The 26,677-nt window shown below is 41.4% G+C and carries 17 protein-coding genes; 14 read left to right on the forward strand and 3 right to left on the reverse strand.

The genetic code is table 11. The features are described 5' to 3' along the window. Nucleotides 1-173 precede the first annotated feature (173 nt). The 10 genes from L1N97_RS14820 to L1N97_RS14865 all read left to right on the forward strand — a co-directional run bounded on the left by L1N97_RS14820 (nt 174) and on the right by L1N97_RS14865 (nt 17,452). Complete coding sequence (locus L1N97_RS14820; RefSeq protein WP_236130340.1) at nt 174-3,488, forward strand: exodeoxyribonuclease V subunit gamma; 3,315 nt, start codon at nt 174-176, stop codon at nt 3,486-3,488. Further along, nucleotides 3,485-7,105 (forward strand): exodeoxyribonuclease V subunit beta, encoded by a 3,621-nt coding sequence (gene recB, locus L1N97_RS14825; protein WP_236130341.1) that lies wholly within the window; start codon nt 3,485-3,487, stop codon nt 7,103-7,105. Before L1N97_RS14820 ends, recB begins: the two co-directional genes overlap by 4 nt. Continuing rightward, nucleotides 7,102-8,817 carry an exodeoxyribonuclease V subunit alpha gene (gene recD, locus L1N97_RS14830; RefSeq protein ID WP_236130342.1) on the forward strand — a complete coding sequence of 572 codons (1,716 nt, stop codon included), beginning with the start codon at nt 7,102-7,104 and terminating at the stop codon, nt 8,815-8,817. The genes recB and recD overlap by 4 nt, the downstream gene beginning before the upstream one ends. A 233-nt stretch (nt 8,818-9,050) precedes the next feature. Then, a complete protein-coding gene (locus L1N97_RS14835) occupies nt 9,051-9,659 on the forward strand; it encodes a hypothetical protein (RefSeq protein WP_236130343.1) in 609 nt (202 codons plus the stop codon). Between the two features lie 52 nt (nt 9,660-9,711). After that, complete coding sequence (locus tag L1N97_RS14840) at nt 9,712-11,010, forward strand: hypothetical protein (protein ID WP_236130344.1); 1,299 nt, start codon at nt 9,712-9,714, stop codon at nt 11,008-11,010. A gap of 26 nt (nt 11,011-11,036) precedes the next feature. After that, the gene (locus L1N97_RS14845; RefSeq protein WP_236130345.1) at nt 11,037-12,491 is read left to right on the forward strand and encodes a hypothetical protein; all 1,455 of its coding nucleotides are present in this window, start codon (nt 11,037-11,039) and stop codon (nt 12,489-12,491) included. A gap of 12 nt (nt 12,492-12,503) precedes the next feature. Continuing rightward, the gene (locus tag L1N97_RS14850; RefSeq protein WP_236130346.1) at nt 12,504-14,483 is read left to right on the forward strand and encodes a PEGA domain-containing protein; all 1,980 of its coding nucleotides are present in this window, start codon (nt 12,504-12,506) and stop codon (nt 14,481-14,483) included. Nucleotides 14,484-14,660: 177 nt separating this feature from the next. Continuing rightward, nucleotides 14,661-15,431 (forward strand): MotA/TolQ/ExbB proton channel family protein, encoded by a 771-nt coding sequence (locus L1N97_RS14855; protein ID WP_236130347.1) that lies wholly within the window; start codon nt 14,661-14,663, stop codon nt 15,429-15,431. A 9-nt stretch (nt 15,432-15,440) separates the two neighbouring features. Beyond that, complete coding sequence (locus L1N97_RS14860) at nt 15,441-16,499, forward strand: VWA domain-containing protein (protein WP_236130348.1); 1,059 nt, start codon at nt 15,441-15,443, stop codon at nt 16,497-16,499. After that, nucleotides 16,499-17,452 (forward strand): hypothetical protein, encoded by a 954-nt coding sequence (locus L1N97_RS14865; RefSeq protein ID WP_236130349.1) that lies wholly within the window; start codon nt 16,499-16,501, stop codon nt 17,450-17,452. The genes L1N97_RS14860 and L1N97_RS14865 overlap by 1 nt, the downstream gene beginning before the upstream one ends. Before the next feature lie 406 nt (nt 17,453-17,858). Here the strand turns inward: L1N97_RS14865 and L1N97_RS14870 are convergent, their stop codons facing one another. The 3 genes from L1N97_RS14870 to L1N97_RS14880 all read right to left on the reverse strand — a co-directional run bounded on the left by L1N97_RS14870 (nt 17,859) and on the right by L1N97_RS14880 (nt 22,154). Further along, entirely contained in the window at nt 17,859-19,265 is a 1,407-nt protein-coding gene (locus L1N97_RS14870) for a hypothetical protein (RefSeq protein WP_236130350.1), read from the reverse strand. 89 nt (nt 19,266-19,354) lie between these two features. Continuing rightward, the gene (locus tag L1N97_RS14875; RefSeq protein ID WP_236130351.1) at nt 19,355-20,134 is read right to left on the reverse strand and encodes a hypothetical protein; all 780 of its coding nucleotides are present in this window, start codon (nt 20,132-20,134) and stop codon (nt 19,355-19,357) included. A gap of 1,651 nt (nt 20,135-21,785) precedes the next feature. Beyond that, nucleotides 21,786-22,154: a hypothetical protein gene (locus L1N97_RS14880; protein WP_229588195.1), complete on the reverse strand. Its 369-nt coding sequence runs from the start codon at nt 22,152-22,154 to the stop codon at nt 21,786-21,788. 593 nt (nt 22,155-22,747) lie between these two features. Here L1N97_RS14880 and L1N97_RS14885 point away from each other — a divergent pair. The 4 genes from L1N97_RS14885 (at nt 22,748) to L1N97_RS14900 (ending at nt 26,452) form a co-directional block, all read left to right on the forward strand. Continuing rightward, the gene (locus L1N97_RS14885) at nt 22,748-23,320 is read left to right on the forward strand and encodes a hypothetical protein (RefSeq protein WP_236130352.1); all 573 of its coding nucleotides are present in this window, start codon (nt 22,748-22,750) and stop codon (nt 23,318-23,320) included. A gap of 538 nt (nt 23,321-23,858) precedes the next feature. After that, entirely contained in the window at nt 23,859-24,467 is a 609-nt protein-coding gene (locus tag L1N97_RS14890) for an outer membrane beta-barrel protein (RefSeq protein WP_236130353.1), read from the forward strand. Between the two features lie 560 nt (nt 24,468-25,027). Continuing rightward, nucleotides 25,028-25,237 (forward strand): hypothetical protein, encoded by a 210-nt coding sequence (locus L1N97_RS14895; protein ID WP_236130354.1) that lies wholly within the window; start codon nt 25,028-25,030, stop codon nt 25,235-25,237. A gap of 771 nt (nt 25,238-26,008) precedes the next feature. Continuing rightward, nucleotides 26,009-26,452, forward strand: coding sequence for a hypothetical protein (locus L1N97_RS14900; protein WP_236130355.1), 444 nt, complete (start codon nt 26,009-26,011; stop codon nt 26,450-26,452). Nucleotides 26,453-26,677: the final 225 nt, after the last annotated feature.

The raw sequence follows: 26,677 nt of genomic DNA on the forward strand, positions 1-26,677 counted from the left end.
ATCGTTTGGGGTATTACAAATGCGAGGAAATCAGCAAGCATAGTTTTTATATTCCAGTTTAGATACTTTGCATCAATTGCTTAAAAGTGTAGGATTTCAATAGGGAATTATTTTGTTTCAGTCTGCCAATACATGCAGTTCTTAATAACAAAGATATTATAAAGGATTAAACTTTGGATATTATCGCAAACACAAATATCAAGTACCTACTGGATGCTTTGTTGAAGGATTATAAAGAGCACTATGGCCAGTTAGGTGCTTTTGGTGAATACATTATCGCGGTACCAAACAAATCCATAGAGAACTGGCTTACAGCAGAGATCGTTAAGCGTATCGGTATTTGTTCTGCTATTCGTTTTGAATCCTTGCATAAATTGCTCAACAATACATTTCGACGGGGCGCTGTTGAGCAGGCCGGATTGTTAAATAAGAGGCAGTTGTCGGCAGTTTTGTTTCAGCTTTTGTCTAAATTGAATGAAAAAGAGGTAGTTAGCTCTCATGCCTTGATGGTACTGAAAGTTTGGTTGAGTAAGCAAGATCAAGCGCAGTCAATGGCGCAACTGTGTCTTTCATTAGCGGATACTTTTGAACTTTACCAAACTTATCGCCCTGATTGGCTAGATGCTTGGGAGCAGAAAAAAACAGTATTAAGTGAACCAGCTGAATTGTGGCAGGCTGAACTGTGGCGTTTGATTTGTGCGGAGTTACCACAAAACACATTGTTACATCGTGCACAATTAACTGAATCATTCAAGGCAATACTAGAGGCAGAAAGTTCGAATGCTTTGCAGGGTTTAAGGCAATTGGCGATTTTTGGTGTGAACCAATTGGATGTATCAACCTTGACCCAATTAAAATTGATGAGCCAGCGGTTACCTGTTACTTATTTTTGGCAGCCAGCTTCAGCAGAATTATTTGGTACTGAACATGATGCAAAGGCGAATCAACAGCTAGTTTTAGAACAAAAAGCATATTTTGTAGGGCAAGTCTTGTTAGCCTCTTGGGGGGGCTCGTCACGTCAGCAAGCGTTGTTGTTTTCTGAGTTAGGGATTAAAAGCCGTCACGAATCATGTAAGCAAGAAACTGTAGATACTCAACCCGATGATCTTTTAAGCCACATTAAAGCAGAGTTGATAAATAACCGTTACCTTCCACGCAAACTTGAAGCTGAAGTTTATGAAAGTGAGGATAATAGTATATGCATTAATGCACATTTTTCACGTTTTAGAGAAGTGGAAGGTTTGTATGATTATTTACTAGAACAATTTAGTCAGGACAAATCGTTAAAGCCCGACGATGTGATTGTGATGTGTCCAGATATTAATGCTTATGCCTCCTATGTGCATGCAGTGTTTGAAAACCAATCGACAGACAAAGCTATTCCTTTTCAAGTGTGTGGCGTTAATGCTGCAACCAGCGATGTTGCTTCTGTATTAATGAGTTTGATCGATCTGCCTCGCAGCCGTTATGAATTAAGCAGCGTAGTTGATCTGTTAAATCAGTCAGTGGTTAAGAAACGTTTTGGTTTAAGTACTGAAGATGTTGAGCAAATACATGCTTGGTTTACCCAATCAAATGCTTATTGGGGCTTAGATAAAACAACGTTAAAGCAATTAAAATTGCCTGAATTTGATAGATATACGCTACAAACAGCAGTCGACAGAATGGTGTTGGGTTTGTCGCTAGATGGCACTGCCTTGAGACTTGACGATGATCTGCTGTATGGGATTGAAGGCATATCAGCCTTACAATCATCGATTTTAAGCAAGTTGATTATGTTTATGGATGCATTAGTGCAGTGGCGCGATGTGTGCACTGATAGCAATGGAGAAGTAAAGTCTTATTCTGCTTCCCAGTGGGCTGAATATATTAGAGGTTTAACTAACACTTTTATAGATGTACCTCATAAAGAGTTAGATAGTTTAAACGCTTGGTATCATTTATTAACAGAATTTGAAAATGGCTTTATTGATACTGAACTGGACTATAACTATGCTTACGTGAGTTCTCAGTTACGGCTAGCCATCGAAGATTCTGCTACTTCCGCCTTTTCATACCGTTTTGGGAAAACCAATATTGGTTCTTTTGGTGCCTTAAAAGGTATTCCTGCCAAAGTGATTGCTATTCTAGGCCTTAACGAGGCAGACTTCCCGCGCAAACCTGCAGCAGATAGTATTAATCTAGCGATTAGGCAGCCACGATTAGGCGATAGGAATCAAATCGAGCAAGATAAAGATACATTCTTGATGGCTTTGTTGAATTGTAGTTCACGTTTTTACTGCTCATATGTCGGTCAGGATATGCGCAGTAATGCGAAACGAATTCCGAGTGTAGTTTTACAGGAATTATTAGATTTAATTCAACCTAATGTAAAAAAACAAAAAGCCATTGTTATACAACATCCTATGAAGTCTTATAGCAAAGCATATTTTGAAAAAAATGGCCGACTATATACTTATCAAAACTTTGAGTCTCAGGAGTCATTGTTAGCGGATCAAGATCCAGATATTGCTAATAAACTCACTTTACCGCTTTGGGAAATGCCTGAGCAGATAACAGTTCAAATGTTAAAAGCGTTTTTAGAAGACCCTGCGAAAGCGTTTTTTAAAACACGCTTTAATGTAGATTTACCTGAACTAGATGATGATGCTGGTGATGAAGAACCAATGGCTACTAACCCATTAACGCGCTGGAAATTCATTGATGAATTGCTGCAAAGAGGTGTAGAGCAGGGTGATATTAATGCAGAGATGATAGCGGATATAAGCTTGCCTTATCTCGCTTCAGGTTTGATGGAAAATGATTATTTTGCCCAAGAATCTTTGCAAAGTTGGGTCGATATCGCAAAAGCCGTATTAGATAATGTGATGAAAGTTAAAGGGCAAAAAAAGCCTACTGTTCAATCAGTAAATTTAACTTTGAATGTTGATGGAATACCTCTTAATTTAGTTGGTGATATCAATTTATTCTGTGATGCAAGTGCTGCTGATGTTATCCACCTAGCTCATAAAAATGGCAAACAGGTATCTGAAAAATACCTGATGCGTGCCATTGTTGACGCACGCATAGCTGAAGCATTAAAAGTCGAAAATCAGGTTAATTACAACAGTAGCTTTCTTGCCTGCCAAGATAAGGTGTATCGCTTAGAAGCTGATACCGCATCAGGTAAAAATAGTTTGGAAACATGGTTGCGTTTATATAAGTCAGTAATGAATGCTCCTATTGCTTTGGATATCGTTTCAGCTACTAAAATGCATGCTGGCAACACATATCGTGATGACTTTGAGCAAATGCTAGAAGATAGCGCTGGACCATTTTCAAATATGCGCTTATCGAAAGCGATGCTGCTGCTTAGTCATGATGTATCGGCGGTTGCAAGAGGTGAGAAGTTTGTTAAGCATTTTCAATACTTAAAGCCAGGAAAAACTGCTGATGAAATTGGTTCTAAGCCTCAGTGGATTGAAGTGGTACAAGGAGAAGCAGTATGAGTAATGCTAAACCTGTGTATTTAGCTGTTTCTCTGCAAGGAAAAAATTTATTAGAGGCTAGTGCCGGTACGGGGAAAACCTTCACCGTGGCACTGTTATATTTAAGAGCTTTATTAGGCGTTGGTACCCCTAACAACAAGCCCTTAGCAGTTGAAGAAATTCTAGTCGTGACTTTTACAAATGCCGCGACAGAAGAGTTGATAGAGCGAATTCGACTGCGTATTAAAGAAGCAATTGCTTACTTGGACGAGAAAAGCAACGATGCCGCGCTTGGGAATGTTTTAGGGGCGGCTCTCGACTTGCATCAAGATAATAAAGATTATTGTAGAGATTTGCTGAAAACAGCACTAAGCCATATTAGTTTTGCCAACATTTCTACGATACATAGTTTTTGTGCAGACCTTTGCAAAAGTATTGCGATCGATTCCGGGCTACCGATAGCGATTACCTTATCTACGGATGATGAAATCATCAACGAGTCGATTATGGATGTATGGCGTGAAAATGTTGCTCAGGGTGATAGCTATTATCAATCACTGATAGACAATTCAGCTAAACATAAAAAGGTTTATAAAAAAATTCTATCAAGCCAAGTGGCGAGCTTGACTGCCCCCCAAGATTCACTTTTAAAACAAAGTTTCTTTGATACTCGCCCTGAGCGTGCAGAGCTTGTTCAGTTTTTTAATAAATATTCTGTCGTATATAACGCACCTTATAATAATGACGCTAAAGTTTCGCAGGCATTGAATGATTTATATGCTGTTGATGTTGAGCACACACAAATCGCTCCCACTACGCTTAAATTTTTTGCGGCAAGTAAATTAGGCAGCCAAGAAGTGGTAAGAGCTAGAGCAGATGCAGCATTATTGGGGGAGTTGAAGGTTGAAGTAGTTAACAATGCTTTTTTTAAACTGTGCGATAATTTCAATGCTACAAAAAAAAGAAGTATCCCTTTAGTGGATTATCAATTCTTTTATAAAAGCACTCAATCAGTGTTATCTCGATTAAAAAAGACTGAGGCTAATACCGGTAATATTTATTCTGATCGACTTATTCAGCTTGCCGCTGAGGTGAGTAAAGACCCGCGAGTCTCCGAACTTATACGCAAAAAGTTGCCTTTAGCAATTATTGATGAATTTCAAGATACGGACCCTTTCCAATACCGTTTATTCAATAACATTTATTCTGGTAAAGATAATGGCTTATTAATGGTTGGCGATCCTAAACAAGCTATTTATGCCTTTCGAGGTGGGGATATTTACACTTATCTTCGAGCCAAAAAGGATGCGGATAAGACCTATAATTTAGATACTAACAATCGTTCTGCTGATACGCTTGTGGCTGGGATGAAAGCGATTTTTGAACAGCCACTGCGTGAAGGGCATAAAAGATTTACGCAGGGTGTATTTAATCAAGCGCAGATTAAGTATACAGATGTAAAGGCTAGAGATGACAAGCCATTATTGATGGTTGGACATGAAGGTAAGTTAAAGCCGCTTGAAGCTATAGCGGGAGAGTATATTGCCGATAATGCCGACTGCTCCCTGAATTCAGCCGCAAGGCAACGGATAACCGCTGAGAATGCAGCAAGTTATATCCATAAGCTGCTAAGCCTTGCTGATAAGGCACAGTGTCTTTACAGTGAAGATAGTGACGTAACTAAGATACGGGCTTTAAAGCCTAGTGATATTGCCTTGTTAGTTAATAGTCATAGCGAAGCGAAGTTGTTAAAAACGGCGTTATTAAATCTCGGTATAGCCTCGTTAACGCAATCAAAAGAGTCTATTTATCAAGCACCGGAGGCTTATGATATTTGGTTGATTTTGCGGGCTATATTAGACCCAAAAAATGCTCGTTACTTTGAAGCAGCCTTACTTGCTGAAGTTAATGGGTTAGGTTATTGCAAAGTTTATGAGGTGATTAATAACGAGGTTGTTCTGCAGCAGTGGATAGCTAAATTCCAAGAGTTAAATGAATTGTTTTTGAGCTTAGGCCCTTTGGTAGCTTTAACACGTTGGTTTAATTTGATAGGAGCTACGCAAAGTCTTATGAAATTAGAAAACGATAGAAAGGCAACTAATGTCACTCAGTTGTTAGAGCTTTTACAAGAGGATTATGTTTTATTTGGTGGTGGATTAAAGTTGTTGGGTCGTTTTGAACAGGCGATTGCCGCAGAAGACACTTCAGATGAAAGTTTAATACGCTTGGAAAGTGACGAGGACAGAGTAAAAATCATTACGATCCATGCATCTAAAGGCTTGGAATATCCGGTTGTTATTGTACCTTTTGCATGGCGAGATTCAGTGCAAGTACGAGATAGTTTATACAGCGCGCACGACACCCAAGGTAAGGCCTTATTCGGTTTTTGCGAAGAAATAAAATCAGCGCAAAAACAGGAGTTGTTAGATGAGAAACTGCGCCTTTTTTATGTAGCGTTAACAAGAGCATCTCGCCATTTAGTACTATTTTTTATAGATGCACAAGAGCCTACCAAAAACACCCCCAGTAGTGCTTATAACAAATCACCTTTAGCTTGGTATTTTCCAACTGCCTCGGACGCTGATTCAGTCAGTTGTGCGCATTCGAATTTTGTAACAGCATTAAGCCAAGCGAATGCGGGATGCGTTAGCCTTAAAGACTGTCCAGTAGTAAATGTGGTGAAAGACTGTGCTTTAGATGAATCATTAGATTACGAAAAGGTTGGTAAGCTATTTTCAGATCAAATTGATCAGCGTATGGGTACGAGTTCATTTTCTATGCTTTCTCGTGGCTACAGTGTTGTGTTGAAAGATGACGATGAATTGCAGCCTACAGCAGAAGATACGAACAACTCCGCTCAAGATCGTCATCTTTTGGCTAGAGGAGCGAATATAGGTAACGCCCTGCATAATGTTTTGGAGTACACCGACTTCACTAAATGGTGTGGTGCTATTTCAGAGGAAACTTTAGGTAATTTAACACAACTGATGCTTCATGAACTCAAAGCTAACGGGGTTATTTTAAAAAACGAAATGCTTGAGAGTGAGTTACCTAAATATACGCAATGGATGCGTGAGGTGATATTGACCCCATTTTTAGACATGGGAAGCAATAATGTAGCACTGGCGCATTTAAAGGAATGGCGCTCAGAGTTAAGCTTTACCTTTGCACTTAGCCCTTCTTTTTCCAAAAGTGGTTTACATAACAAGCTGGGCGATTTGGGTTATCACTTAGCAGAATTAAAAGGACCTTCTATCTATGGCATGTTAACGGGATCAATTGATTTAGTTTTTTGTCATGGCGGAAAATATTATTTAGCAGATTATAAGAGTAATCACTTAGGTGATGATTTTGACGCTTATACCGCAGCAGCACTTGCACAAAATAACGACCAAAAAGCTTATACTTTGCAGTATTTAATATATTGCTTAGCCTTACATTTACATTTATCTGAACGTATCCCTGATTATAACTATGAAGATCATTTTGGAGGTGTATTTTATCTCTACATGCGTGGTATGCATCCAGACCATGAGGGCAAAGGGGTGTTTTTTCACTTACCTGAAGAAAGAGTGATTGACCAGCTCGCAAATTATTTTTTACCCAAAAACTATGCTGACATGGCGGGGCGCATATGAGTGATTTATTGCAAGCACATGAGCGATTAGCTGAGCTTTTACTGGGTCACATCGATGATACAGTGATTGACTTGTCAGATAGAATGGTATTGAAATCAAGTTTAGTTGCCTTAAGCAGTAGCGCGGCTATGGGAAGTAGTTGCATCTATTTAAGCGAAGAAGTAAAGGCGGTTTTTGAACGATTGGCTGAGCAGTTATTATGGCTTTCACGTACTGCATCATCTCATCGTGACAAAGCGGTTATTTTACTGCAAGACGATCGTTTATATCTACATAAGTACTTTAAAGCTGAGCGCGATATTGAAGTTAGTCTCAAGGCATTTGTTGAGCAAAAATCGGTAAGCGATGAAGCTTTTATATTAAAAAAAATCTCTATTTTGAAAAACATCAATGATGCAGGAAAGAGGGTTATCCTCAATACACTGCGGCAAAATTTATCTGTTATTACTGGTGGGCCTGGTACAGGTAAAACAACGATAGTAGTGCGGGTGCTGGCGTTATTAATCGAGAAGTATTATCTGCAGGGGCAAAGCAAATTAAATATCGAAATTTTAGCACCTACAGGAAAAGCGGCCGCAAGAGTCAAAGAGTCTATCGTTAAGCAGAAAAAGGAATGGCTGCAAGATTTATGTGGTTTTAATAAAGATGTAGTCGACGCCATCCCTGAGAAATCTCAAACCGTTCAAAAGTTTCTTGGTATTCACCCTACAACTAGAAAAAGCCGATTTAAACGCGGCCAAAAAGCAAATGTTGATATTGTTATCGTTGATGAAGCATCCATGTTAGATGTGATACTGATGAAGGAGCTATTAGCAGCAATTCGACCAACCACAAGATTGATATTATTAGGTGATCCTTATCAACTCGCGTCCGTTGAGGCTGGCAATGTGCTAGCACAGATTGCTGCGTCGGCTGCTTTAACCGAACAAGCTTGGTTAGGCCAAGCATGTATAAAGCTAACTGAAAGCTACCGATTTCCAATTGATAGCGGCATAGGAAAACTTGCCGAGGCAACCAATGAGGGTAAAGTCGCGGAGGTTTTAGATATATTACATGACGATGCTTTTGGTGATGTTTCCATCGGCTTTATTGATGAAGCACTAGCACAGTCAATTGCAGGCTATCAAAATTATAAATCAGTAGTTAGTTCGTTCAATGAGACGTGTCATCACAGTGTTGCTGACGTTTTCACTGCATTTGAAAAGTGGCAAGTTTTTTCGCCGTTTCGTAAAGGAAAGCTTGGTGTTGAAGGCATTAACTTAGCAATAGAAGAAGCTTTGTCGTTAGGCCCGGTAGATACATGGTACGTGGGTAAGCCAATTATCATCACCGCTAATGATCATGCGTTAAAACTTTACAACGGCGATATAGGAATATGTTTAGATAAAGAAGGTAAAAAAGTTTGTTTTCCAGCAACTGAGCCTGAAAAAAGTGGGTCTCAGAATTATCGTTTTATTAATACCCGTAACTTACCTGATCACGAATTAGTTTTCGCGATGACAGTTCATAAATCGCAAGGGTCTGAATATGAACGCTGTATGTTAGTTGTCCCTGAACCTACTGATAATCAACGCAGCCTCTTAACACGTGAGATTCTCTATACAGCAATTACCCGCGCAAAAAAAGCGTTTATGTTATTTGCAACGCAGTCTGAAATAAAACAAATGGTTTTAAATAAAACTGAGCGTATGAGTGGGTTGTTCAAAACATAACCAGCTTCGTTGTTTGAATATTCGTACGCTTTTCAGTAAGGCTAATCTAATATAAAAAATCTGACTGAAAGATAGAAAATGATGATTTAGATACGATTTTTAGGGCTCTGTTGTGCTTTTGGCTTTGATAACGGTGCTTTTTGGGGGCTGGCTAAAAGTTAAAAATATCTCTAAGATTAACTGATGATAAGGTTATATGTTGTTTTTGCTGGTATTTTTGAGTTGCTCAATGTATGAGTTTTAAAAAAACGGGGACAGCCAGGAGGTTTTATATGCTAAACAACTCGATAATTCGAGTGTCGCTGTGGGTTTTTAGCTTTGCAGTTTTTTCGTTAACATTGCCTGCTTGCGCTCAACAACCTATTACTGATGCTCCTGGCAAAACGACATCAATAAAAAATAGCACTGCTTATGGCGATTGTGCGTTGATTGATTTTAAAGATATCGACAGTAGTGCGCTGACTAAAGCGGAGTTAGTGCAGAAAATGGATTTGGATTTTGCCGACAACTTGAACAAGAGTGAAAAATGCATGGCCGAAGCCATTAATTCGGGAGCCGGTCGTATCAGCGAGGTGGGTACCGGGGGGGGAAATACCGGTGCTGCCGCTTCGACAAGTAATCAAGCAGCAGGTGAAACGCAGTCTGAAAGCACGGCTAATCAGCAAGCAAAAGGCGAGCAAGAATCGGCAAGTTCACCGTCGGCGGTTACTAAAAAAGACCAAGGGCAGTCGGGTAGTTCAGCGGTATGTGAAACTGTTAAGCAGGGGGTTGCATCTGCAACCACTGACAACGAAAAAAAGCATTTTCAGGCGCTAATGACCCAGTATGGGTGCCAGGGTTAATAATAACCCAATATAAAAATATGATTATGGAAATATGATTACGGAGACTAGGATGCACATTTTCACTGCGATAATCGCCGCTATACCAGCAGCGAAGCGTTGGTTAGTTGCCTCGGTTACACTACTTGCACTACTTTTAAGTGGTTGTCAAACAACACAGACTAACGTCAATTCAGTTGGCCCCTCTATTGCCGGACCTTCCAAAACACCAGAGTTAGGCACTGCTCAACGGCAATTTAACTACAATTCTGCCATTTTTTTAGATGTGGCTATCCCGGTGTTTGATCCGGGTATTCCTTTAGATTCTCGTGGCAATATTGATGACAAAAAAGTGGCAGATGAGGACATTTGGCCTCAGGTTAGGCGATTAGAGGCTAACCGTTTTGCTATTGATACCAAAAAAGCATTGGCCGTAACTAAGTCTTTTGGTGCAATTAATGTTACGCCAGATGCTTCAGCCTCGGCAGATGTTTATGTGCTGGGCAAAATTAATTACTCTGACACCGAAACCGTAAAAATCAGTGTGCGGGTGATGGATGCTACCAATAATATTTGGGGAGAAAAAAGCTTTGAGCATCGGGTTGGAGAAGCCTTTTATCGTGATGCGCTGCGAAAAGATCAAAATCCCTATGCCCCAATCTTTAATGATATTGCTGCTTATGTGTACGACTTATTAATTAAAAAGCCAGACACTGAGAAAAAAGCCATTAAGCAAGTGTCTGATTTGCGGTATGCCGCTATGTATAGTCCAGAGGCTTTTTCACCTTATCTGGTGAGTAAACGAAAAAGCTTTACCTCGCGCCAAACGGTGTTTCAGTTAACAGGCGCGCCTTCACCACAAGATCCCATGCTCCAGCGCGTAAGCTTATTGCAAAACAAAGACGAGTTGTTCGTTGATCAATTACAAGATAGTTATGAAGCTTTTTATGCCGAAACGGATGAGGCCTATCTTAAGTATCAGCGTGAAACTCTGCCAATAGCAGCCGATATTCGCAAGAAAAAAGCAGAACGGGCAGCACAGCAATTGGTCGCAGCGGGTGGTGCTGTGCTAGGTATTATGTTGGCGAAAAATTCTGGCTCGGCTGCTGGCGAATTAGGGGCTATTGCGGCTGGTGCGGCGGCGGTATACAGCTTATCAAAGGCGATTGAAACGAATCAACAGGTTAGTGCGCAGCGTGATGTTTTAAGTGAAATGGGACAAAACTTAGATATTAAAGTAACACCACAAGTGGTGGAGCTTAATGATCAGACCATTGAATTAAAAGGAACCGCGAGTGAACAATATACTCAGTTAAGGCAACGTTTATTAGAGATTTACCAGGTAGAAGCCACACCTGATAGGCAGCTGTAAAGCTTAAACTGTGGAAGGAGCCACTATTGACCTCGTTAGATGAACAAATCAGCAACGATAAACTTGCCAAAAAGTCGCGCTATATTAAGTTGAGTTTTTATATTGTGACGGCTTTGTTATTGGTAGCTTTGGTGTGGTTGGTCGTAAAAAATTTAACTGCTTCACCGCTGCGAACCGACGGCATTTCTGTGGGGTCAACGGCAACTGTTCCGGCGCTTCAGCGATCTGTGAGTGTCGGTGCTGAATTTGATGCTGAATCGAGAACCGCGCTGCAACTCATGCTGTCTCAGACCAATGCACAAGTCGATTTGTTAGCGGCAGATCCACTGCTTAGCCGTTGGCAAACTGCTACTTTGCGTCAGTTACAAGAGGGTGTGCAGCAAGCGTATCAGCTATACGGTCAACAGCGCTATGCTGAGGCGGCTACCTTATTGCCTGATTTACAACAGCAAGCACAGGCCTACCAAACAGCCTATACCGATGCTTACCGGCAGGCCCACGCGGCTGCTATGGCGGCCTTCACTCAGGCCGATTTGCAGCAAGCCACACTGCACAATAGTAAAACCCTTAGTATAAACCCCGAGTTTACGCCGGCATTGCAATTACAGCAGCGCTTAGTGGTGGCAGCAGAGGTGCTGGCGTTATGGGAGCAAGTACGGGTTGCCGAGTTGGAAAATAACCCAAGTAAGCAAAAAGCTCTGCTGGAGAAAATTCAACAGTTAGATGGGGCCGATCAGGCAGCGACATCGCGCTTGGCTTTTATTAATAAAGGCCAACAGCAACAGGCTTTTGCTCAGGTATTGGCCGAAGCGGTTGCCGCGCTGGAGCGTAATGATTTCTCACAAGCTCGCCAAGCTTTAGCCCGGGCACGCGCTATTGACAGTAGTAGGCCAGAGCTAAGCAGTGTGCAACAGCAACTTGACCGAGTCGAACAAACTAATGCGGTGACTGAGGCGTTGCAACAAATTATGGTATTTAGTGCTGCCGATGAATGGCCTACAGTGCAACTGCTTGCAAACAAGGCGCTAAATACGGCACCCGATAATCCCGATTTGCAGCAAAGCTTGCAGCAAGCCGAGCGTATTATGGCTGCGAGTCAGCAACTTAACAGTTATGTTCAACAGCCCGAACGGTTAACTGATGCCAATATTCAAAAAGCTGCCAATGCTGCGATAGCCCGTGCTGAACCGCTTGGTACACTGAGCTCTAAATTAACGGCACAGATACTTCAGTTAAAGCAGCTATTGCTCGTTAAGCAGCAGCCTGTAGCGGTTAGAATACAAAGCGATGAGCGCACTTATATTCGGGTGCTAGGGGTTGGTAACGTCGGCGAAATAAAAGACAAAACCATACAATTAGCACCAGGTAGTTATCAGTTTGAAGGTGCCTGTGAAGGGTACCGTACCGAGATCATCACCGTTGCGGTTCATCCCAGCCCAACGCCCATAGAAGTTGCGCTAAAATGCAAAGTTCGCATCTAACAGGAGTAAATTGTGAGTCGTATTGATGATGCTATTGCCTCAGATAAGCGTAAACGTAAGTGGGTAGTGTTGGTTGCAGTTGTGTTTTTTACTGGCATATTATCCGTTTACTTAAGTTGGTTATTTTTGTTAAAGGGTTTTACCGTTAAAGTGTTGCCAGCCGAAGCTGCCCAAAGTCAACAGTTTGCGGTAAGCTCAGGCGTAGGCTTTTTTATTGAAGATAAGTTCTATTTATTCGGCGCTCAAGCAAAGATCCGCGCTAGCGCCAGCAAATTTGCTGCCAAAGAGGTATTAGTTTTAGCGACCCAGGATAGCAATCTGAGTGTTACGCTGGAACCGATGCCAGCGACGGTCAGTTTGGTAACTGCGCCACAGCTAGCCGATATCAGCTGGTCAGTGAATGGGCAATTGGTGAGTAAGAGCCAAAGCTTTGCAGAACAGTTTCAACCGGGTACTTATCAGATCACTGCTGAGCATCCGTTCTATCAACCGGCTAGTATCAGTGTTGAACTTGTTGCAGCAGATGAATTCACCCAAACACTAACCTTAACTCAGGTACAAGGTAATCTGATGTTGGCATCGCGCCCAACTGGCGCAGCAATTACCATCGACGGTCAACTGGTAGGCCAAACGCCATTAAGTATGCCTAAACCCGGGGGTAGCTATCAGGTAGAGCTTACCTTAGCTGGCTATGAGCCTATAAAAGATAGCATTAACCTCTCTTATCACCAGCCAGCACAGCAACGCGATTACTTTTTATCACCAGTGCAGGCTAAACTAACGATTGCGGCGACACCTGCCGATGGTATTTTACTCGTGAATGGTAAACCAGCACAGAGTCCGCTAAGTTTAGATGCCGGTAAAGCTTATAGCGTGCGTTATGAAAAGCCGGGTTATTTACCGCAAACGCAAAGTATTACCTTGCAAGCCAAAGAGCAGCGCACACTTGAATTTTCACTGAAGGCAGAAATAGGGCAGGTGCGCTTTAATGCCAATGAGGTTGCTGAGGTCTTTATCAATGGTCAGGGGCAGGGGCAAACACCGTTAACCTTGTCACTGCCTGCACTGGCGCAGCAGGTTGAGTTTCGAAAAAGCGGTTATCGTACTGTTAGTCGCACTGTGACTCCCAGTTCGCGCCAACAACAAATAGTCCAGGCTGAAATGATAACAGAGTTTGCAGCGCGACGACGTGAAGGTAAGCCCCTGTTTGCAGAAACACTAGGGATTAGCTTTATTGGCGTTCAACCGAAAGCCTATACTATGGGCTCACCACCAAATGAAACGGATCGGGGCCGTAACGAGCATCAAATTAAAGTCGATTTTAGCCGCAATATTTGGGTGTCGGCACACGAAATTACTGAAGCTCAGTATGCAGTCTTTAGTGGTAAAGGCGCAGGCTCTGCATTGCCGGTAACCCAAGTCTCCTGGCTTGATGCCGTTAAATTTACCAATTGGTTAAGTGAACAAGAAGGTTTAACACCTTTTTATATTATGCAAGGTGAGAGGCTTAGGGGGATCCAGGCTAACAGCAACGGCTATCGCTTACTTACTGAAGCGGAATGGGAATTTATTGCCAAACATAATAGACGAGCCGCCAGAACTACCTATGTTTGGGGCAATGAAGAACGATTGCGTGCTAAGCAGGGTAATTTTGCTGACAAGGTTTTACAAGGTCAACAAACCTTTATCTTCCGAGATTACGAGGATGGCTTTGCGGGTAAAGCGCCCGTGGGTAGTTTTAAAGCGGAGCGAGCCGGCTTTTTCGATTTAGATGGTAATGTGCGCGAATGGGTACATGACTACTATGCATTGAATACACCTAATACTGAAGAAGTGCAGAGAGATTACTTAGGCGTTAGCAATGGTCAGGGCCATGTAGTTAAAGGGGCATCGTTTAAATCAGGACGTATGAAAGAATTACGGGCCAGTATCAGAGCTGAAGGCAGTGAACCGGAAGAGGATATTGGCTTTCGGATCGCACGCTATAACTAAGTTGTAGCCGTAACCCGTTAACATCAGACAGAGTAAGCAGGAGCAACAAATGAACAAAAAACGTATTGCGTTAGCGCTCGTACTAATGATGTTAGCCGGATCGGCAATGGCTTATTTTGTGTCGCTGGATGCGCCACAAGAATTTCCTATTAATATTTAAGTGTGGGAAACACTCTAATGAGTAAACCAAATTCTGCGGCAATGAACCCTAACCTTATTACCAGTTTGTTGGTGTTGCTTGCTAGCTTTACGCTGGTGCACCTGTTTTATGAAGGTATTATCCGGCCGGCTGCCAGCACAGTGCTAGCGGCATCTGGTAGTAGTAGTTTGTTCTCTATCTGGGTTATCTTAAAAGATATGGAGCAACAGATCTGTTTCTCATTACTGTTTTTTTGTTTATTTCTCATGGGCTATAAACTATGGCGTTTACTGGATGAAGAAACGCTATATACCCGTGATTTTCTGAAAGACTATGACAAAAGTCTACCACTGGATGTAGATCTTGCCCTGTCAGATTTAGAAGCATCAAAATATAAAGAAAACCCCGCTATGGCTACCTGGATAAATTGTATCCGGCGCTTTAAAAATACTCGTAACGTGCAGCATGCTGCAGATGCGATTGCTTCGTCGGTCGACAGTGTCGCTGCACAGCTGGAAAGCGGTAACAATATGATCCGCTATATTATTTGGGCCATCCCCAGCATTGGCTTTGTGGGTACGGTACGTGGTATTGGCCAGGCTTTGGCGCAAGCTGATCAAGCACTGGCTGGGGATATTGCCGGTATGACAGCCTCTTTAGGTGTAGCGTTTAACTCTACGTTGGTGGCGTTATTTATTTCGTTGATCTTAATGTTTTTTATGCATCTGCTAAATAGTCGTCAGGACACCATGGTGCTGAATACACAGCAATCCTGTGAAAAACATTTGCTTGCGCATCTGCATAACTGATCTCAGGTTATGAGATTAAAACGCCGCCCCGATGATGGTTTTAATATGTCCTTTTTGGATGTCATGGCTTGTGGTTTAGGGGCTATTATCCTGATTTTTATTCTGGTCGATTTTCATGCGTATCTACCAGAACCGACTGACGAAACCAAGAAGTTACAGCAGGAATTAAACGCGGCAGCGCGTCAGCGTGAGCAATTGCAAAAGTCTATCGATGAACTAAACGATAAAATCGCGCTAGAATCCAGCACCCAACAAGATTCTCGTAGCTCACAAGCTGATACTAGCAGCACCCAAAGTAAGTTGTTGCAGCAAATCTCTACTGAGCTGGCGGTTGTGGCAGATTTAGAAAACCAGTTAGCCGCGCTGGCTCGCTTACCCGTACCCGATGCCAATGTGCAATTAAGTGGCAGCGGGCAACAAAGTTATATTACCGGTTTAAAAGTAGAAGGACGAGAGATCGGCATTTTACTGGATAAATCTGCTTCTATGATGGGCGATAATTTACTGGAAATTTTGCGGTTTTTGGCGCTGCCTGATAATCAAAAAATCACGCAGCGCAAATGGCAGCGTACCCGGCGTACCGCACAATGGTTGCTAGCTCGCGCCCCGCAAAATGCCAAGGTAACTGTTGTCGCTTATTCAGAAGATGCCGTTATGCTCGGCATCCGAGCCGCCAGCTCACCACAGGTTACCGATTCTATGAACGCTATCGTCCGCGATATTGGCAAGCTGGTGCCCAATGGGGGCACGAATTTGCAAATCGGCATACAAAAGCTGCGTGAGGTGCATCCCAATGTTACCGACGTGTATATTATTACCGATGGCCTACCGACGCTTGGCGACGGTTTGGGCGTGCGTTGTCGTGGTTTATTAACCACTAGGAAAACCATTTCTTCGCAGTGTCGGCAGGAGTTGCTGATTGAAACAGTAAAACGAGCCGGTCAGGGAATACGGGTCAATGTAATTTTACTGCCGTTGGAAGGGGATCCCTATGCTTCGGCGATGTATTGGAGCTGGACCCAGGTTACTGGCGGCACTTTTTTAGCCCCTGCAGGGGAGTGGCCATAATGCGCCGAATAAAACGAGCCCCGGTTGAAATATTCAACCTATCATTTTTGGATATTATTTCCTGCGCTTTTGGCGCGGTTGTGTTGCTGGTGTTACTGGCTAAAAATGGTGAAACTAATACCCTGGCTGGCCCGAATAATCTCAGTATCTTAGTAGATGAGGTTTTGGCCGCGCAGCTGAATGTCGAATTGTTAAAAGGCGCTTTATCAGATAAACAACAGGAACTGGCCAAGGCTCGGGCGCGCTCTGCATCCGTCACCGAACAGCTAAAATCTTTGGAGTCTTCTGTACCAAGAGCACAGCAAACCTTACAACAATTGCAGGAAAAGGCTAGCTCGTTACGCAACGAGATCCGACAGGCGACGGCGATGCTCAATGTCCCCAAATCAACTGATAAGCCTACTGCAGAAGTGGGCGGTATACCAACAGATGCTGACTATGTGGTATTCGTGATTGATAACTCTGGATCAATGGTATCGGGAGCCAAATGGAATCAGGTAATCGCAGTAGTGAATGATATTTTAATGAATCACCCGCAAATGAAAGGCTTTCAGATTATATCTGCGGATGGCAGTTTTTTATACGCTGGGCAAGAGGGGAAATGGCTTAGTGATTCAACCACCATGCGCCAACGCGCTATGGATAGAATGCGAAGCTTCACTGGCGGCGGCAGTGCGCCGGAAGTGGGCATTTTACGAGCACTGGATTTATACAGTAAAACTCGTGGCAAAGTCAGTTTATACGTTTTTGGTGATGATTACCGCCATCGTGATCTCGATGCCATCGTCAGTGAAATTACCAGCAGAAATAGCGATACTAGTGGTAATCCCCGGTTTCGCATTCATGGCATAGGTTTCTACCGCCCTAGCGGTGGTGACGCTGCACAATTTGCGGCTTTTATGCAAGCTTTATCAAAACGCAATCGCGGCGCCTTTGTTGGTTTAGCATTTTAACAACTGATCGTGACTGTACATAATTGATTATTTTTGCGTTAAATGTTGGCTATTAGCGAATAGTTTATCGCTATATATCTACATTTTTGCTGCTAAATATTACTGAAAAACGCTGCTAATTCAGGCTTTACAGAGATTATAGGGTGAAATCCAGTTCGATTTAAACTGGTCGAAATTTACCTAATTAAACCATGTGACAGTTAGCTGCATCTCTCGATTAGAACGATAATTAGCACTTTGCAATAATCGTTCACCACGCTGGTTGTATGGCTTTAGATAAAAAATTAAGAATATTTGATGGTGAGATACCTCCAGAAAAGTCTTAATGTTTAGCTGGCTACTCATGGCTTATTTGGAAATATGAGCTATCAGTTCCTGCGTCATACAAAATTTACTCAACTGGCTTTTAGAATGAAAACCAGAGCACTGGTTGCATAATCCAATGCAACAATGGCGTAAGGAAGATCAGGAATGCGGCGACAACGGTAGCGGATGCTTTAAAAAAGCCATATTTTACTTGTAGTGAAATACAGATGATCTTAAAGACTAATAGTACTAAAGTGATTATTAGTACCCATTCTAATACCCTACCAATTCGCACGAAGTGACCATAAAGCGGCATAGCGATGGGTAATTGCCATGTTGTCGGTGTATTACTTAGCTCGATAGCTGTTTTATAGTAAAAATGGTAAAAGTTATTTTTATAACTATCGGGAAGTTTTTTGGACAACATAGCTTCATAGCGCTTAATTTGCGACGCACTTTCCAAATCTTGTAACGGGATAATTAATCGGTTTTTCTTATCAAACAGAAAGGGCGCATACCAGCGAGTTAATTTTATAAATTCAGCATCGGCATGATAAGGTTGGTCTTTATTGCGAAAAGGGAAAATAATATTTTCGGGTAAGTTTTTAGTGTTTAAACCGGCTTGGGTTAAGATATGCAAGGTAAAGCTACGCTTAACAGAATCAAGCACTGTCCAGCCCTGCTGGTAGTCGATGACATCAAACATTTCAACCTTTGATTGTGCCTTCATGTTTTTTTCAAATTGCAATAGCACGCGTTTATTAGTGCTATATTCCTGCCGCTTAGCTCGATTGAAATCATTTAGTACTGACATGTCTGCCTTTGCCGAGTCGATTAATCCTAGGCGGGACATTATCAAAAGATTAACTATAGGCTCGTTGTCTAGAAGCATACTCTTGTCAACTCGAGCTAAATGACCTATTTGTGTGAAGAGTTTAGACGTCATTGGTAAAATGGGGCTGGTAAGGACATTTAGATAATAAGCGTAGGCCAAATCATCTTCATACACATGGTAATTTCTGTTTTGATGAAAAAGCCCCCATATCGGTTTTTTTAACTGTTCTTCAGTAAACCCCTGTGACCAATTATCTTTGTGCTGGATCAGCTGTGATATGCCTTTAATACTATCAAGGTACAATTCACTAATGTTTTTATCGGGTATAGGGAAACGCTTAATTGTTGAAGATAATTGGCTAACAAAATTAAGGTCTGCTGCTGTTGGTCCAGACAATCTTTTTACACCCCGTTGCATTGCAATAGGACGATTCGCTTCTGTAATTAGTTTAGGGCTGTGCTCAACAGCTGTATTAATAGCTAACAACATCAAAGGGTAAAAACATAGCGTAAGTAACACCTGATTAGTGCGATTAATACGATTGGGAAAATGCTGACACAACTGATTTGAAAAGAACATTGCTAGGCCAAGAGCCCCTACAGCGTAGCTAAAGCGCTCATAATCTTTTAATGTTTCACCACTCGCGATCCCCCCTAATATGGCAATTAACATGGTCATTGCTAGCGTTTGAAAAAATAGGTAGAAAAAAGTTGCCTTGCTCATGAGTGCCTCGAATAAAAATGATCAACAATTAAAATGCTTTACTGTGCAAGCCTTTTGGTTAAATTCGCCCAATTTGGATTTTTTTGTTCATCTAAATACACAACAAGCGCAATATAAAAGCTAAACAATACAGCAAGCATTGCTAGAGGCTCTGTGATGAGGTAGATAAAGGATACCCCTACAGATAGTAAGAGCAGACCGGACAATTTTAAGAAAAATGCTCCTGCAAGTATCAGCCACAGCAACGGCATGTTAAATACGACCCATACACATGATACAGGCACGTGATACCTAGCAAACCAACGCCGATTTCTCTCTGAGACTCCGCGCAAGGCAGTGCGTAATATCGAACCGATATAAATACTGATAAACATGCTGTAGCAATAACACACCAATAGGCAGACAATCAAAGCAGTGCCGATTTGTCCAAAGATGGAGAGTGACAACACCGAAAAACCGGTTAATTCAATTGAGCTATATTGTATAAATTGTTTTAAAAGCCATATCCCAACATAACACCACCATGCCGTGCAAATGAATGCTTTAGCAAGCGAGAGTAATACCGTTCTTATACTCAAAAAAGCCAGGTCAATTGTTCTAGCGATTAACTGTGATGACGCCCAAGCAAAGAGTAAATAGCTCAAAAGATTAATCAAAAAAAACCATTGTGCTGTCTTTCCCATAGAGGCCTCTTTAATGAGGTCTGAAGTGCTGCCAGTGATGTAATGCTCTAAAAGACCAAGTAAGATCGTTCCTATCACACTGCAATAGATGATAAGTTTATTCGAGAGAAAGGCATTGAAATGTTTTCTTAGCACACAGTTTTCCTTCTAAGCTATGACGAATACAAAATCTGGGAAGTCCAAGTGTTTGAATAGTTTGAGCGCTTCAGTCACGCTCAGTGATAGGCTAATGGTGAGGTTTGTATCTGATGCATAAGCTGAGAAAAAAACGAAAGTTTTATGTTTACTAATTTTTTGGTCTGTTTGTCATTTTGTCGATATGATAATTTCAGATGAGGTTTGAACAACTGACTGGCGCAATATCGGTACTCCAGTGCCGAGTAGTTCAAATGATGTTTGCGATAATCACTGTCATGCAGGTATGGGAAGCAAGGGTGCTAAGGCGTATCGGATCATCTCATCAATCGCATTGATAAGCTGTTATCATGGAAAATGGATCAATTTTCCCAGCCCGCAAAGATATTAATCTAAGAATCCAGAAGTGGAAACGTCAAATGTAGTAATTTACTACACAAACTGTAGTGATTTAGTACGTTAGGTGTACTGATTTGGTCCTATAAGGGAACCGTTTTGGTCCTCCAAGGGAACCATTTTGGTCCTCTAAGGGAACCGTTTTGGTCCTCCAAGGGAACCATTTTGGTCCTCCAAGGGAACCGTTTTGGTCCTCCAAGGGAACCGTTTTGGTCCTCCAAGGGAACCATTTTGGTCCTCAAAGGGAACCATTTTGGTCCTCAAAGGGAACCATTTTGGTCCTCTAAGGGAACCATTTTGGTCCTCCAAGGGAACCATTTTGGTCCTCTAAGGGAACCATTTTGGTCCTCTAAGGGAACCGTTTTGGTCCTCCACGGGAACCATTTTGGTCCTCCAAGGGAACCATTTTGGTCCTCCAAGGGAACCATTTTGGTCCTCCAAGGGAACCATTTTGGTCCTCCAAGGGAACCGTTTTGGTCCTCCAAGGGAACCATTTTGGTCCTCAAAGGGAACCATTTTGGTCCTCTAAGGGAACCGTTTTGGTACGCTAGGTGTACTGATTTAGTGCGCTAAGTGTAGTGATTCACTACAGTTGGCGTGTTGGGTTACATTTAAAAAAACACTAAAAATAGAAAAACAGGAAATCTAGCCATATAGATAGATAACTTTAACCTTAAGGTTCGAGAAAGGTACTAAAAATGACCAAATTCAGGGGTTAAAATGAAAATCTCAAGCATTTAAAGCATAAGAAATCAGTATGAAAACATCAAAAAAAAAACACTAATTTTGTGCTATCGCTTACCCCTCAAAATTATGTTACTGGTACATCGGTAATATATACCACAGCATGTTTTAGCCCTTAAAAAAATTATATTACTGGATCACGAGATTTTTGTTGTTAATCTCAGTATTGCCAAGTCGGTGATAACAAAAAATAACAAATTCGTTTTAGATACCGAATAACCTTGGTTACCCGTCCTTCTCGTTGGTATTTTTGATTTTTGGCGAAACCATTATACTTTGTTGCTATGACGTTTAATTTAGACTCAAAGGTCAACAGCATCTAATTAAACTCCATTCATCCGCACCGGTAATCGCAGGAAGGTGGCCTATGCCGATCTTATGGAAGATGAGAACTGTTTTTTTGCATCGAATAGACTGAATGTACTAGCTGAGCTAACCGTGTTAGATCAAAAAAATGGAGATGAGATATCGGAAGCTGAATATTAAAATATCTTCGTTTAGCAAAATACCACTAATTAAAACCGCCCAATTCTCGCTCTGTTATCCAATCATTCAACGCCTGAATACCTGAGCCATGAAATTTTTTAATAACTTCTGAAGGCGTTAATTGCTCAAAAGCTACAAGCGGCTCAGCGATATACCACGCCCAGGTAGCTTGATCCGAATTAAACCAAGGGCGTACTCGGCGCAATAATAAATGGATCTCGATTAACCTTGTTTGCACTTTTGATTGTTTAACGCGCTCTGACCTTTTAAGAGACTGAGGTGGAAGGTCAACAAAGTCAGCAAGCTGCTCTATTGAAGTAAAAAACGCCTCTGCCCACGCCTTTGGTTGCTCAATACCCTGATCTGGTGCAGTACCTATCTTGAATGGTGTCAATTTAAATCCTTGTAACGATTTTTTACAAATTAAAAATATAAAACTAGATTGTTAAATGTTGAAGGGGCTTGGTGTTACTTAATTTGCTGTTTGACAATGCGGTAAGCTCGATACCACAGAATACCTGATAACACCAAAAAGGCTGTGCCAATTGATAATAGAAGTGTCACTAAATCCATCACTGCACCATAGAAATTAATAACCTTAAAGGTATTCTAACTCAGCGATGACGCTATTTGATAGGCGCCATATCCGGTTTATAGGCGATATATCCAACAATCGCAATGTTTAGCAAAAAGAACTTTAGCATTGACCAAAAATCCATCGCGATTCTTTCGCTATCTGAATTGTTCGCCTAACTTTATGTAAAACTGGTGGCTAAAATGTTCACCTACTACCCGAAAGCCTTCACACATCGCTAACGTGAAGTACCTAACTAATATACGCTTTTGATAAAGCCTCTGCGTCGTTTGTGGCAGTTGGTTCCAAGAGGGATTAGCCAATTCATGCATTTTTGAGTGTTGTGCCGTTTTGTGGCGTCAAAATTAATCTGTGTTTTGCTGGTAAGGTTCAATCGACATGTGGAGGACAAAATGAACATTCCAATTATGCAACCTGACGACCGAGAGATTTTTGATTTAACCGACTTTTGTCATTCTCTTGAAATGGAGAATTTCAGTAAGCACTTGTACCTGGAACATAAGGGTGCAAGGACGGGGGTGATTGGTGGCGATGATCCCTGCGAAGATCCGATAAATGGCATCAGCCCCAAAGTGTTTTCGTTGCTGATGATGGCAAACGAAGATTTATATTTCAGCCCTGTTACGCCACATCCAGATACTGGCATTATGCTGGAGTTGCCTTTACCGTTTGGCCAATTAACGGCTTACAGCATGCAGCCAGGTTGTTGGACATCGCCCAGCGGTGGAACGCGTTTTCTAGGGTTTCTGATGACATATAATCAGCATCATAAGGCTTTAGCGCCTTTGATTCAGGGCGAGTTTAAAAACGTTATTGTTTTGCCAGAGACTGAGGAAGAGCAGTTAGTGTTAGCCAGTTTTCTAGCGCTGGATGATGACTATTACTTCAACGACATATGTCAGATTGTTTGTAATCTACTCGAAACATGTATTGAGATTGACAATCTACTCACAAAACGTAACTGAGGACAGCTAATTTAATACAGGGTAGGGTATTTGTTAGCTGCAGATACCCTTGATTACATGGTATCCATGCGAGAAAGCGATAACGCATTTGGCTAGTTTGATTACCTGAAAAGAGTCGTCTGTATTATTTAAAAAATCAGTAAAAACCTTTAAAGAATGGCAGGGGAAGAAAAACGAATCACTCTTCCCCTGCATACCAACGACATGCTTTCGACACTAACTCATTTCAATGAGTTTACATTAAATTATTTTTGTGCAGCTGTGCCTTAGATACATCGTTCAAAGATATTAAGCGTATTAACCCTCTGAGCGTAAGTGATGATTAAATCCTTACAATTTTCACATTCTCATCTTAAAGCAATTAAAAAAACCATATATTATTTGAATAATACATATAAATTATGAACTTACCTATACTTTTAGTTTACTGAAAAAGGTACAATGTTATCGCTACTAGATTTGTAGCGTGGGATTTAGCATGTGAACAATTTATTCACAGCCGAGCATGGTGCTTGGTAATTTTAAGGGAAATAAAAAGATGAAAAAAACATTGTTAGTTGTTGTATTAGCTAGTGTGTGCGGTGCAGCAAATGCAAACGTCAATAACACATATGATTTTGTTGATGTTGGTTTTGCAGGTGTAAAAGTTGATGATTCTGACAGTACTTTTAATGGCTTCTCATTAGCAGCATCAAAGCTTATAACAGATAATGTTTTCGTAACGGGACAATTAGCAAAAGTCGAAGACTCAGGTGCAGATTCTGTTGAGATTTATGATTGGGACGTTAATTTACTTAAAGTGTCTGTGGGTTATCGGTATGGTATAGCGCCAGCAACGGATTTATATGGTCAGGTTGGATATGCCCGTCAAAAAGATACTTACAATGCAGTAATAAGTAATCAACGATTTTCACTATCAGATACGGCAGATGGCTATTTAGTTAAGGTCGGCTTAAAGCATAGTTTTGGTAAATTTGAAGGTGGCGTATACGCAGAACATTCAGATTTTGGCGGCGATTATGATTCTGCTACATTCGTTGGTGTTGAAGGTCGCTTGAAGTTTACAGACCATTTCCATGGTGTTGTGTCGTATGAGCAAGATAGCGATGTCGCAATGTATAAGATTGCGGTTAGCTACGCTTTTTAATTGATACTCTGGCCAGGTGGTTTTCACCTGGCTAAGAATACAATATTCCTATCCCGTTATGTTGCTTAGTAAGAAAATTGATACTAATCCTCAATCAACCACTTAAAAACTAGATATTTATCTAACACTTAACCTCTATGTGGAAATCAGAAAACAGTTTCATTAGACATACGGTTTTTGCCTCCTAATCAGAACAATCACTGCTATTCTTATGTAACAATACTCAAGATTAATTTATGGCGAAGTCAACGCTACTTTTTACAACTTGGTTAGTAAGCGACTGAAGGCGCATAGCAGAGCGAAAACCATCGTGATTTAACAAAAACCTCTCAGTCTAGTGGCAACCGACGGTCCTTTCTCAAAATCTGATACGGGAGAATTAAATGGAAGCTCTATGGTTAATACCGGCAATGATATTAACAGTTGGTCTGGTTCTTGTTTGCTACAAACAGTGTAAGTCTGGCTAACTGACTCAACCTAGTCTCAGTTATGGGCTAGGTTTACAGCGAAGGCCCAACTCTTGTGGTAGCTTAATTAAATGCTTACGTTGGAATTACACTATGCCTAAGAGCTACACCGTTACCTTCAAGGATTACGAAACGCAACCTGACCTTATTGAATATGTCGCAGGGCTTCACGGTATAGAGCCTGAATTGCTTATCAAGCGTTTCATCAGTAAAGGCTTAGATGAATATCGTCAACCAATGAAAGACATCTCTGAATTTGATAATTTGGAAGAGTTTTTCAAAGGAAACGGATTAAAGAAATAACGCACAAATCAACTGCATTGGAGGTTCAAATGTTATTGAAATTTTCGAGAGATGCCGTGTTCAGAGCATAGCGAGGTCGCGGACATGAGTCGGTAAAATTGACCATGCTATTGAATATACTCGCTGATGGTATCGGCAATGGGATTGCCAATAACCATCAACCCAAAATGTCATTTCCCTCCAGAACACCGTCTTAAGTTATGAAATATTTGCCTGAGCTTCTGCTAGAGGTTTTCCCCACAGCTTGCCTCGCGGGAGTGTGTTAAGTTCAAGAAAAAAGCTTCACAACGACAGTATCCGTCGTATCAATAACTCAGATTGCATTCATATCAAGAACGGTTCAGCTAACCTTCCTTAGTTAAGCCAGTTGCTCAATGTGCTGCACCGGAAGCTAGTGAGCGTTATCCAAACGGTCATACAATTCAATAGGAAAGGTGCTGCGTGTATTACGAAGCAATTCTAAGCATAGCGTTTCATGTACCACTCATTTGCTAGTAAATTTCCGACAATTTTACTCGTTTTGCCATAAAATTGTCGGGTTAAGTGGTTTTCCGACAATTTTACGCATTTTGCCGTAAATTTGTCGGATATTGGAAATGTCACTATATCGCACGAATGCTGCTAGATATTTCGACTGTAAGTTAACTGAAACATTCCTTGTCTATAACTACCCAACAACGTGAAAGAGCCGCTATTCACAAGTTTGTCAGCACATAATCCAACGGTTTAAGTCATTAAACTACCTTCCACTGTTATTGGAAGGTGTAGGTTATGCAGCAGAATACGCTTCGGCACAAAGTAGATATGTTAAGCATTCTAACTCATGCAAAAGAGGCTATTGCAAACGCTGCTGCTACAATAGATATTGATGCTGGCGCTTTATTACCGTGCTTACCAGATCATTCCGTTTTTTTAAAAGGAAATGAGGTGCCGGTATTAGCCAAACGTTACAAAGGCTGCTGCTCGGTTCGCTTTTACTATAACCATACCTCAGATGGACAGCCTTGGCCGTTTTTTCGATTTTATACCTTTAAAGACGGTGGTTTATCAATTGATTTCAATGGATTGAGATGGTTAGGCAACAGTCAAAATTATTGTTATCTTCTAATGCAGATCGCGCTAAGCCAGTTTTCAACGACATTGCACATGCAAAGCGGTTGTCTCCCTCCGATCAGGCTTATGAAAAACAGCGTGCAAAGTATTTTATGGTTTTAGACAACCTATTTGCCAGCACCAAACCAGTAGATACGAACCACCCTTATTTGCAACAAAGGCTTTGTGGTTTGGCAACAAGCACTTTATTGCTCAGAATTAAAAGTAAGCGTCCGGCCATCACATCTTTTATTTGCTGACTGATCACGCATCATATCTTTCTGTGTTGCCAACAATGAGAGTTATGTATGCCTGCTTTAAAACAACCCGATATACGTCGGTTCTTTT

This window comes from Rheinheimera sp. UJ63 (assembly GCF_021568285.1).
Classification (GTDB): domain Bacteria; phylum Pseudomonadota; class Gammaproteobacteria; order Enterobacterales; family Alteromonadaceae; genus Alishewanella; species Alishewanella maricola.